The organism is Acinetobacter sp. CIP 64.7 (assembly GCF_000369745.1).
Taxonomy (GTDB): Bacteria; Pseudomonadota; Gammaproteobacteria; order Pseudomonadales; family Moraxellaceae; genus Acinetobacter; species Acinetobacter fasciculus.
The window spans coordinates 630,383-641,894 of the sequence record NZ_KB850178.1 but is presented as its reverse complement, the minus strand read 5'-3'; the positions used below and the strand labels follow the sequence as shown (position 1 = coordinate 641,894).

Annotated in this window: 8 protein-coding genes and 1 pseudogene; 5 read left to right on the top strand and 4 right to left on the bottom strand. The window is 44.3% G+C overall.

All coding sequences use genetic code 11. The features are described from left to right. On the top strand, nucleotides 1–645 hold a 645-nt coding region (locus F890_RS05350), incomplete at its 5' end, for an IS3 family transposase (protein ID WP_005265942.1). Nucleotides 646–901: 256 nt separating this feature from the next. Here F890_RS05350 and F890_RS05345 read toward each other — a convergent pair. The 4 genes from F890_RS05345 to F890_RS05330 form a co-directional block, all read right to left on the bottom strand. Next, nucleotides 902–2,620: a proline--tRNA ligase gene (locus tag F890_RS05345; protein WP_004732007.1), complete on the bottom strand. Its 1,719-nt coding sequence runs from the start codon at nucleotides 2,618–2,620 to the stop codon at nucleotides 902–904. 96 nt (nucleotides 2,621–2,716) lie between these two features. After that, entirely contained in the window at nucleotides 2,717–5,824 is a 3,108-nt protein-coding gene (locus F890_RS05340) for an efflux RND transporter permease subunit (protein WP_004732006.1), read from the bottom strand. 24 nt (nucleotides 5,825–5,848) lie between these two features. Beyond that, nucleotides 5,849–6,976, bottom strand: a complete 1,128-nt coding sequence (locus tag F890_RS05335; RefSeq protein ID WP_004732003.1) for an efflux RND transporter periplasmic adaptor subunit — start codon at nucleotides 6,974–6,976, stop codon at nucleotides 5,849–5,851. Between the two features lie 51 nt (nucleotides 6,977–7,027). After that, nucleotides 7,028–7,675 carry a hypothetical protein gene (locus F890_RS05330; RefSeq protein WP_005265940.1) on the bottom strand — a complete coding sequence of 216 codons (648 nt, stop codon included), beginning with the start codon at nucleotides 7,673–7,675 and terminating at the stop codon, nucleotides 7,028–7,030. Nucleotides 7,676–7,961: 286 nt separating this feature from the next. Between F890_RS05330 and pilG the strand changes: the two genes are divergently transcribed. From pilG to F890_RS05305, 4 genes and pseudogenes are all read left to right on the top strand, one after another. Further along, nucleotides 7,962–8,345, top strand: coding sequence for a twitching motility response regulator PilG (gene pilG / locus F890_RS05325; protein WP_004280711.1), 384 nt, complete (start codon nucleotides 7,962–7,964; stop codon nucleotides 8,343–8,345). Between the two features lie 25 nt (nucleotides 8,346–8,370). Further along, entirely contained in the window at nucleotides 8,371–8,739 is a 369-nt protein-coding gene (locus F890_RS05320; RefSeq protein WP_004731998.1) for a response regulator, read from the top strand. Nucleotides 8,740–8,744: 5 nt separating this feature from the next. Then, on the top strand, nucleotides 8,745–9,281 hold the full coding sequence (locus F890_RS05315) for a chemotaxis protein CheW (RefSeq protein WP_004280709.1): 537 nt from the start codon (nucleotides 8,745–8,747) through the stop codon (nucleotides 9,279–9,281). Between the two features lie 46 nt (nucleotides 9,282–9,327). Further along, nucleotides 9,328–11,400, top strand: a pseudogene (locus F890_RS05305) (methyl-accepting chemotaxis protein). Nucleotides 11,401–11,512: the final 112 nt, after the last annotated feature.

The window sequence follows — 11,512 nt, the reverse complement described above, 5'->3', positions numbered from 1 at the left end:
CGTCAAGGACATCATATAGGACGACGTCATACACGTACTTTAATGAAGAAAATGGGCATTAATGCGTTATATCGTAAACCAAATCTAAGTCAGGCCAATCAAGCTCACCGTAAATATCCATATCTGCTCAAAGGATTGGCTATTCAGCGCAGTAATCAAGTGTGGTGTACGGATATAACGTATATCCCTATGGCAAAAGGCTTTGTTTATTTATGTGCTGTGATTGATTGGCATAGCCGCAAGGTACTTGCGCATAGGGTATCGATTAGTATGGAGGTGGATTTTTGTATTTCGGCTTTAAATGAAGCGATTGAAAAATATGGATCACCTGAAATATTTAATACAGACCAGGGCAGTCAGTTCACCAGTGATGCATTTATTGATGTATTGAAATCAAATGGCATTCAAATCAGTATGGATGGTAAAGGTCGATGGATTGATAATGTGATGGTTGAACGGTTATGGAGAAGCGTTAAATATGAAGAGGTGTATCTCAAAGCTTATAGCAGTGTCACCGATGCGAAAAAGCAATTGAGTGCATATTTTGAATTTTATAATTTGAAACGACCTCATTCGAGTCTGGACAAAATGACTCCAGATGAGTTTTACTATGACCAGCTACCACAACAAAATAAGGTAGCTTAACTAGAGCAGAATATCACTTATAAATAAGCTTTTAGTTGTTCAAACAAGTGGGACCACCTCTTTGGTTGTGTGCTAGGGAGTGCGCTTGATGTAAAGGAAATTAAAAATCCTGCACTACTTGATTTCCCTCTCACTAATTTAACTTTACAAGGCCAGAATTTTAAACCGAACTGTTTCGGTGGACATAAATTCTGTTAAGGGTGCGATAGCCATAAAAAATCCCGCCAGATGCGGGATTTTTTATAAGAAAGTGAAATTATTTAGCAATCTTCGCCAATAATTCTTCTTTCGAGATATTTACTGATTCAGCATCACGGCGGCCTTTATATTCAAAAGTACCTGCATCTAAACCTTTTTCACCGATCACAATACGGTGTGGAATGCCTGTAAGCTCAAGATCAGAGAATTTCACGCCCGGACGTTCATTACGGTCATCGAGTAACACGTCAAAACCTGCAGCTTGTAATTCAGCATAGAGTGCTTCCGCAGCTTCCATAGTTCGTGGAGATTTGTGTGCATTCATCGGCACAATGGCAACTTCAAACGGTGCAATGGCAGTTGGCCAGATAATGCCCTTCTCATCAAAGTTCTGCTCGATTGCAGAGGCCACCACACGCGTCACGCCAATACCATAACAACCCATTGTTACAGTAAATGGTTTGCCATCTTCACCCAATACTTTACAACCCAACGCTTCAGAGTATTTTTGACCCAACTGGAAGATATGACCTACTTCGATACCACGTTTGATTTGAAGCGTACCTTTACCATCTGGAGATGGGTCACCTTCAGCCACGTTACGTAGGTCATAAACTTCAGTGAACTGTGCATCACGTTCCCAGTTTACACCAGTTGCGTGTTGATCTGCTGCATTTGCACCCGCAACAAAATCAGACAATACGGATGCTGCACGATCAACAATAACGCTTACACCTTTTTCGACCAGACCTTGAGGACCGACAAAGCCAGCAGTTAAGCCAAGGGCTTGCAGTTGTTCTTCAGTAGCAAATGTTAAAGGTGCAGCAATTAAAGGATGTTTTTCAGCTTTAATTTCATTCAGTTCGTGATCGCCACGAAGGAATAAAGCAACCACAGGTGCATCTTGACCTTCTTCAGTCGCAACACCTTGAACCAATAAGGCTTTTACTGAATGAGCAGGGTTCGTACCCAAGAATGCTGATACATCTGCAATGGTTTTTTGATTTGGTGTATCTACCAGTTTGAGTTCTTGTGTAGGTGCCGCACGTTCACCGACAAGTACTGCTTCTGCCATTTCAATATTGGCTGCATAGTCAGATTCAGTCGAAAATGCGATATCATCTTCACCGCTTGAAGCCAGTACGTGGAATTCGTGAGAACCTGAACCACCGATTGAACCGGTATCTGCTTGTACTGGACGGAAATCTAAACCAAGACGGGTGAAGATTTTGCAGTAGGCTGCATACATGTCGTCGTAGGTTTGTTGCAGTGATTCCTGGTTGGCATGGAAAGAGTAGGCATCTTTCATAATGAATTCACGTGAACGCATTACGCCAAAACGTGGCCGAATTTCGTCACGGAATTTGGTTTGTACTTGGTAAAAGTTTGCAGGCAATTGCTTGTAGCTTTTTAATTCGTTACGTGCAAGGTCAGTGATCACTTCTTCATGCGTCGGACCGAGAACAAATGGGTTGCCATGGCGGTCGTTGAAGCGTAAAAGCTCAGGACCGTATTGTACATAACGACCTGATTCTTCCCATAAAGATGCAGGTTGAGTCACCGGCATATAGACTTGAAGTGAACCGACTTTGTCCATTTCTTCGCGAACGATCGCTTCAACTTTATTTAATACGCGAACGCCCATCGGCAACCAGGTGTATAGACCTGAAGCCAACTTACGAATCATACCGGCACGAAGCATGAGCTGATGTGAAATAACCTCAGCATCGTTCGGGGTTTCTCTTAACGTTGCAAATAAAAAGCGACTCGCGCGCATGGAAACTGTCCTAAAAAATTAAGCGTTAAAGCAGGGATTATACAATAAAAAATGAGGTGAGCTTTTGGGAATGTCACCTCATTGTGTTGCATTAAATTATGCCATGATTTTACGTGCCTGACGCAGCATAAAATTCTTAAAGTCATCCAGGTAAGTAAAGATCACCGGCACCACCACCAGGGTCAGCAGGGTAGAGGTAATTACCCCACCAATCACCGCATGCGCCATCGGTGCACTTTGTTCACCACCTTCACCTAGCCCTAGGGAAAGTGGCACCATGCCCATGACCATCGCGCTGGTAGTCATCAGAATAGGACGCAAACGGGTTTTACCAGCGGCAATAATCGCATCATAACGGTCTTCGCCGCGGTCCATGGCCTTCTTGATGAAGTCGATCAGCAGAATCGCATTCTTGGTCACCAGTCCCATCAGCATGATAATGCCGATAATCGAAAATAGATTCATGGTGGAATTAAACAGGAATAAGGCCAGAAACACGCCAATCAGCGACAATGGCAGTGAGGCCATAATTGCTGCAGGATGAATAAAACTGTTGAACTGCGAACCGAGCACAATATAGATAAAGACAATCGACAGGGTAATCGCAGTCAGTGCATAACCTGCGGATTCTGCCATGTCGGCATTGGAGCCTTGAGTGTCGAAACTATAACCCGGTGGCATATCGAAATTTTCTTGCAAGCGGCTGATATCCGTCCCGATGTCGCCTGCAGGACGTCCTGAAGTATTGGCCTCGACCAGAACTTCACGTGCCAGATCACGTCGATTAATCTGCGAGGCGCCCAGTTTTTCTTGAAATTTGGCGACACTCGAAAGCGGGACCAGAACTGGTTGATTATTGGCATCGGTTTTATTCGAGGTGATATACATATTCTGTAAATCGCTAGGCAAGCTGCGCTGGTCTTCGGTCAGGCGCAGATTCACATCATAGGTTTCACCTTTTTCATCCTGCCAGGTCGTGACATCATCACCGGCAATCAGCGGACGCACTACATTGGCAATCTGATTGACCGATAAACCTAAATCACTGGCCAAGACGCGATTGATCTGTACATCAAGAGTCGGCTTGGGTTCTTTTAATGAAGTTTCCAGATCGACAATGCCATTAATCTTCGCCATTTCCGTCATAAAGCGATCGGAAATTTTTTGCAGTTCATCTAGATCCGGACCTTTAATCGAAATCATGATCGGCTTCTGGCCACCTGAAACGGTTTCATCGGCGGATGCCACCGAGGTAATGCTGATTCCTGCAACCGATTGTAGACGCTGGCGGAATTCATTATTCAGGTCATTCAGGGTCTTTTCACGTTCGGTACGCGGCGTTACAGTCACCCGTAAACTGACATGGTTTTTACCGCGGTCAGTTGCGCCATTAATCACCCCATAAGTGGCTTTGACATCCGGATGCTGACGAATAATCTGATCCACCTGCTGCAGTTTGGCTTGTGAATATTCAAGCGATGAATCGACCGGTGTTTCAAACTTGATCCGGATTTCGCCTTTATCCGGGACCGGTACAAATTCGGTGCCGATCAGTTTGGATAAACCCAAAGCACCAAATAATGAAGCGACCGCAATCAGCAGGGTAATAAGCCTAAAACGTAAGGCCAGTTTTAATAATTTTTCATAGACATGGCTTAAGTTATCCAGCTTGCCGGAGATCCAGCTAAAGAAACGTTTCACCCAACCTGGTTTTTTGTTTGGATCTTTTTTCTTTTCTGCCCAGTGTGCAGAGAGCATAGGATCCAGGGTAAAGCTGACAAACATCGAGATCAGAACGGCCATACTTACCGTGACCCCGAACTGGTAGAAGAAACGGCCAATAATTCCGCCCATAAAGGCCACAGGCAGGAATACGGCAACAATGGTCAGTGTCGTGGCCAGCACGGCTAAGCCAATTTCTTTTGTGCCATCGAGCGCGGCAGTTACATGGTCTTTGCCCATGTCGGCATGCCGGACAATGTTTTCACGTACTACAATTGCGTCATCGATCAGCAGACCAATACTCAAGGACAGCGCCAGCAAAGTCATCATATTGATGCTAAAGCCAAAGGCCCAGATAAAGGTCAGCGTGCCCAAGAGTGCAATGGGTAGGGTCAAACCGGTAATCACAGTTGAACGGAAAGAGCCTAAAAATAATAGGACAATCAGCACAGCCAGTACCGCACCTTCAATAATGGTGCGGGCTACATCGCCAATGGTGCCGCGGATACTTTTGGAGGAATCTACCACTACTTGTAAAGTAGTGCCTTGGGGAAGCTGCGCCTCAATACTTTCTAAAGTTGCATAGCTCTTGTCTACTACTTCAATGACGTTTGCATCTGAACTACGCAAAATATCAATCGCAACTGCAGTTTTGCCATTCAGAAAAGCTGCGGATTCCAGCTCTGCCTGACTGTCTTGAATATTAGCCACTTGTCTGAGGAAAATTGGTACGCCGTTTTTATTGGCAATGACCAGATCGCCGAAGGCGAGGGGATGCAGCACTTTGGAATTGATTTCAATGACCAGTTCCGAATTACCCGATTTAAGCGTCCCCCCCGGGACTTCAATATTCTCGGCTTTTAAGGTGTTGATCACGCTATCTACACCAATGCCAAAGGCTTGCAGTTTTTGCGGTTCCACCTGAATCCGGATCTGGCGCTGCGCATCACCAAGCAGATTGACCGTTCCGACTCCCGGAACTGTGCGCAGTTGTGGCACAATCCGCTGATCCAGATAAGAACTGAGCGCTTTTACATCCATGTTGTCGGATTCAAATACAATCGACATCACTGCATTTGCTGTCGGATCATAACGCTCAACAATCGGTTCCTGAATTTCATCCCGGAATTCAGCAGTCACAGAGGCGACTTTATCCCGCACGTCCTGGGCTGCTGTGGTCGATGTCACATCCAGATTAAATTCGGTGGTGATGATGGACAAGCCTTCACTTGATTGGGAAATCACCTGTTTTAAACCGGAAATGGTATTGATCTGATCTTCAAGTTTTTTGGTGATTTCCGATTCAACCGTTTCCGGAGAAGCACCCGGATAGTTGGTATAGATCACCACAAAAGGGAAATCGACATCAGGAAATTCTTCAACGCCCATGCGCTGCCAGGAAGCCAGTCCCAGTACCATCAGGCAGAACATCATCATAATGGTGAAAACCGGATACTTCACACTAATTCGGGTAAACCACATATCAATGATCCTGTGTGAATGGCTTTAGTTGGCGCGAAGGGTGACAGTTTTTTGCAGATCGGATTCGCTAAACTTAACCCGGCTGACCTGATCGCCATTTTCCAGTCCTTGAACCACGGCAATGTTGTCGCTATAACGCTGTTCTAGAACCTGAACATTGACCTTGATAATTTTATTCTGGCGAATCACCCAGACATAGGGTTTGCTCTGGATATCCTGGACAGTATCTAATGGAATCAGCTGGCCAGAGATCTGTTGTGAACTCAGAATGTTGCCTTCGACAAAGGAGCCAATGCTAAGTGAGGGAATTGTTTCATTTGGCGTGGCAAAGAATTCGATCTGGCGACTGGCCTGATCTGCGATCGGGGAAATCCGGCTAATTACGGCAGTGAGCCGATTTGGATTCCCTTGAATAGTGTATTCGACCTGACTGCCCAGTTTTAAACCTGATTGCAGATCACTGGGTACGCGTGCCTGAATTTCCAGTCGTTTTGGATCAACGATTTCAAACAGGGTTTGTCCAATCGCCACGGTTTGGCCGGGTTCAACCTGACGCTGGGTAATCACGCCACTGATCGGGCTGGTCATGGTGCCATCGCGATCTGCTTTCTGGGCAATATCGACATTGGCTTGCTGGGCGCGGACATTTTCAAGCTGGGCCTGATAATCGACCTGACTTTGTTCATATTCTACTTTTGAAATAAAACCCTGATCGAGCAGGCGCTTTTTACGCTGCATCATGTTGCGAGCCTGATTGGCTTGCGCTTGAGTAGAGGCCAGATTTGCACGTGCCTGTGCCAAGCGGGCTGCATTGTCCTGATTATTCAGGCGTACCAGCACCTGTCCTTTAGAAACAGTTTGACCTACCTGCGCGTTTACGCTGGTAGCAGTAGCAGAGACCTGTGCTTGTATGCTGCTTTGATTGACTGCACGAATAGTGCCGGTGAATGCAGTTTTTTGAACTGAATTGCCAGATTGAACTGCAACTAGATCTTGAGGAATGACTTCAATGGATTTGGGTGTTTCTGCTTGCTGTACGGGTTCATTTTTATCACAAGCCACTAAAAACATATTTAAGCAAAGTGCACTCATGATCAGGATAGAGCGCGGGGAAGGCATATTTAAATCATGAGAATGCGGTGCAGTTTGCATATGAGTCCTTTTAGCGTGCTATGGATCAAAACCACGGCCAGCTATTTGTATTTATTCAAGTGCTTTTAAACGGGCGATAATTTTGTCGTATTCTGCTTCCAGATTTCGATAGCGACTTTGTAAAGATTGAATATTTTCTTTTTGGGAAACGAGATTTTTCTGGTTATTGTCTAATGTTGTTTTCAGGTGTGCCGGTGGGGTTTTACCTTTACGTAAATATTCGCGTTCCTGACGCACAAACATGACCCGATCTTTTTGCAGTTGCTTCATTTGTTCTTGCTGGAAATCAATCTGTTTTTTTAACTGCACCAGGCTGTCATTCTTTTTCTGTAAAGCGGTCTGGCTATTATTATAAGCGCGCTTGAGTTTATGGTCTTCGGCAATCCGCTGCGCCTGTTGGGCACGTTGTGGCGCTTGCCTGATATCCGCTTCGGCATTATAAGGACGCGCTCGCTTAATGACCTGCATATTCTGGTCAAGTGCTTCAGAGCCATAACGGATATGATTGGGTGTGACGTTAGTACTGATATTGGCCACACCTTTGCTGTCATAATAACGATACCAGGTGGCTTTTTGTGGGAGTTGGTTACTACTCGCACACGTTAAGCTCACCTGTAACAATAGCAGCGCAACAACAATGAATTGACCAGTCATTTTATTTTTATCAATGACAGCAAGTTTTCTTAAAAACTGACTCATCATTGGCTCCCCGAATTTAAAGTTGACTAAATTACTTATTTTAAAGTAATAATCTTGTTATATTAGACTTAAATTTATCAATAAAAAACTACCGTTAGTCAAAAAAAAACCAATAACGATAAGAAAATGTGAAGCTGTTATTAAAAATAAATGATTTTGTCTACTTGTGTAGAAAATGTTCATTGATAATACAAGTGACTTTATGTTAAAAATGTTTATCGATCGTAATAAAATAATCCTATGAGTCTTATGGCATATAGTTTCTAAAATGGGAAGGGTTAAACAAATGGACGATAAATTCCAAAATCTAAAAATTATGGTTATTGATGACTCAAAGACCATTCGTCGTACTGCGGAAACTCTTCTTCAACGCGAAGGTTATGAGGTCATTACTGCAGTAGACGGTTTTGAGGCTTTGTCAAAAATTGCCGAAGCAAATCCAGATATCGTTTTTGTAGATATTATGATGCCGCGCCTAGATGGTTACCAAACCTGCGCCTTAATCAAAAACTCTCAGAATTACCAGAATATTCCTGTGATTATGCTATCAAGTAAAGATGGCTTATTTGATCAGGCCAAAGGTCGTGTCGTGGGTTCAGATGAATACCTGACCAAACCTTTTAGTAAAGATGAATTGCTCAATGCAATCCGTAACCATATTAGTGCTTAATATTTGATTTTTTTGGGGAATTGGCATGGCACGTATCCTAATTGTGGATGACTCACCGACAGAAACTTTTCGCTTTAGAGAGATTCTTTCTAAACATGGCTTTGAGGTGATTGAAGCAGCCAATGGCGCAGATGGCGTCACCATGGCACAGGCAGAATTGCCGGACCTAGTTCTGATGGATGTGGTTATGCCGGGTGTGAATGGTTTTCAGGCAACCCGTCAGATTGCACGTGGTGCAACGACCAAACATATTCCAATCGTGATTGTCAGTACCAAGGATCAGGCCACTGACCGTGTATGGGGCAAGCGTCAAGGCGCAGCGGATTATCTAATAAAACCAGTCGATGAAAAACAATTAATAGATGTAATTAAGCAGCACCTCAATGCAGGATAAGCTCTATGGCAGCAAATGGATTTATCGAATTGCTTCGCATTGCGAAACGGGGGAATAAAAACTACGTTTCCAATGGCAATGAAGTTAACCGATGGTCGGGCATTGCTTTTGAGATGATGGGGCAATATTTTGTTGCCCCGCTGGGGGAGGTATCAGAAGTGATTTATCCCCCAGAATATACGCCGGTACCCAAGACACAAGCATGGGTGTTGGGTCTGGCGAATATCCGGGGAAGACTGTTATCGGTTTCTGATCTGACGCAGTATGTATCAGGGCAGAGCAGTCAATTTTCACCGACTCAAAAAGTATTATGCATCAACCATAATGACCAGTATGTGGGTTTGGTCGTAGATCAAGTTTTGGGTATACAACATTTCAATAAGAAAAGTTTCTTTTCGAAGAAATCTGAATTGGATAAAAACTTACAAGAATATTGTCAGGGGTTTTTCCATCAGCACAACCAGCAGTGGCATGTGTTTTTATTCAGTCGTCTGTTGCAAAATCCAAAATTTATGAACGCATCTATAAAATTTATAAATTAAATGTCGCGCTCGAAAGTAAGCAAGGCGTCAACCGGGGAGAGGCTGCATGGGCTTTAAACTTAAAAAGAAAAATACAGGTGAGAGCACTGGCCGCAAAGGCGGTAATGCTTTTTTAGCTAAGATTCAAACGCAAGTAGATCAGTTATCACGTGTATTTGGTGATAGTGAAAAATCAAAACCGCTGATCTATGGAGCAGCAGGCTGTCTTTTAGCCGCACTGATCACTTTATTGTATCTTTTTTATAGTGTTCCACGTACCAACGAACTCACTTAAAGTCTGGGTGATTTGCGTCTCCTCTCGCAAACGATTTCGCGCCAAGCGACTGAAGCGACAGCTTCGGGTACGCCTGAGGCCATGAAGAACCTCACTGACTCGCAAAAAGCTTTTGCTGAAAATCTTGAGACAGTTAAAAGTATTCACTCTAACAATGATGCGTTGCAAGCTGTTGATAAACAGTGGACAGAAGTGTCGAGCAGTATTGATCTGATTACCTCGCAACAAAAGATTATTAACCAGTTATACGACACCAACATCGCGATTGGTGAAGCGATTCCGGGGATTCAGGCGGAATATAACTTGATGGTCGACCAGATGGCACGTCAAGATATGCCATCGAACCAGGTGGTTATTGCCAAAAACCAGGTATTCATTGCAGAACGTATCTTACGTTCAATCAGTTTGGTACTGACAGGTAATGATGGTTCACGTGAATCTGCGGATGACTTCAGTGCCGATACCGAAACTTTTGGTTCTTATCTGAATGCACAGTTAAATGGTTCTGCTGAACTGGGTGTACAGCGTATTGCTGATCCAACCCTGCGTGAATCTCTGGAAGGCATCAAGGCTGAATATGATGACGTACTGGAATCTGCATCAGCGATTATTCTGAAAAACTCTACACAGATCGTAAAAGTTCGTCAGGCAGCCGCATCTATTTTTTCTCAATCTGATGTGCTTTTGGACAACCTGAATAAATTATCGGGTAACTCAGGTCTTAAAACGGTTGTTCCGGCAGTCCTTCTGATCGCATTATTAGTCGGTTTCTTGCTGTGTGTATTCAAGTTGCTTTCTCTGCGTGGCTTGTCGGACAAGCAGCGTGTAGGCCGTTTACAAGAAGAGTATGACCGTAACCAGAATGCGATTTTGCGCTTACTGGATGAGATTGCCGATCTTGCAGATGGTGACTTGCGTTCATATGCAACAGTATCTGAAGACTTTACTGGTGCGATTGCCGACTCGATTAACTTTGCGATCGATCAGTTACGTGACCTGGTATCGCGTATTACTGAAACTTCACAAGAAGTTGCGCAATACACCGCGACTACACAAAGCATTACCAACCAGTTAGCTGAAGCATCTGAGCATCAGGCACAAGAAATTGCCGGTGCTTCTGCAGCGATTAACGAAATGGCACTGTCGATTGACCAGGTATCTGCCAACGCCGATGAATCAGCAGTGGTAGCAGAGCGTTCAGTACAAATTGCTGCAAACGGTGCAGATGTTGTACATCGCTCAATTGAGGGTATGGACACGATTCGTGAACAGATTCAGGAAACTTCAAAACGTATTAAACGTTTGGGTGAATCTTCTCAGGAAATTGGTAACATCGTAGCCTTGATTAACGATATTGCCGACCAGACGAACATTCTGGCATTAAACGCAGCGATTCAGGCGTCGATGGCCGGTGAAGCAGGTCGTGGTTTCGCGGTCGTAGCCGATGAAGTACAGCGTCTTGCGGAACGTTCAGCTTCTGCAACTAAGCAGATTGAAGGCCTGGTAAAAACCATTCAAACGGATACCAACGAAGCCGTTATTTCGATGGAACAAACTACATCGGAAGTTGTACGTGGTGCGAACTTGTCTAAAGATGCCGGTGTAGCACTAGATGAGATTCAAACGGTATCGAACAACCTGGCGAAACTGATTGCGAACATTTCTGATGCTGCGAAACTACAGTCAGCATCTGCAGGTCATATTGCAACCACGATGAATGTCGTACAGGAAATTACTTCGCAAACTACCAGTGCAACCTTCGATACAGCACGTTCGGTATCTGAACTGGCAAACATGGCCGATGCATTACGTGAATCTGTATCTGACTTTAAACTACCAGAATAAAGTCAGACATGATGGGGAAATGTGTCTTGACCGCGGTTGAGACACATTCAGAAAATACAGATAAAGCCTCGACAAGATGTACTTAACTTCATACGTTAGGTATCGCGTGACG

Bases quoted from the DNA above. Each gene is read 5' to 3' on its own strand.
- F890_RS05345 (WP_004732007.1), bottom strand. From the start codon at position 2,620: ATGCGCGCGAGTCGCTTTTTATTTGCAACGTTAAGAGAAACCCCGAAC.
- F890_RS05315 (WP_004280709.1), top strand. From the start codon at position 8,745: ATGGCAGCAAATGGATTTATCGAATTGCTTCGCATTGCGAAACGGGGG.
- F890_RS05335 (WP_004732003.1), bottom strand. From the start codon at position 6,976: ATGCAAACTGCACCGCATTCTCATGATTTAAATATGCCTTCCCCGCGC.
- F890_RS05320 (WP_004731998.1), top strand. From the start codon at position 8,371: ATGGCACGTATCCTAATTGTGGATGACTCACCGACAGAAACTTTTCGC.
- F890_RS05330 (WP_005265940.1), bottom strand. From the start codon at position 7,675: ATGAGTCAGTTTTTAAGAAAACTTGCTGTCATTGATAAAAATAAAATG.
- pilG (WP_004280711.1), top strand. From the start codon at position 7,962: ATGGACGATAAATTCCAAAATCTAAAAATTATGGTTATTGATGACTCA.
- F890_RS05340 (WP_004732006.1), bottom strand. From the start codon at position 5,824: ATGTGGTTTACCCGAATTAGTGTGAAGTATCCGGTTTTCACCATTATG.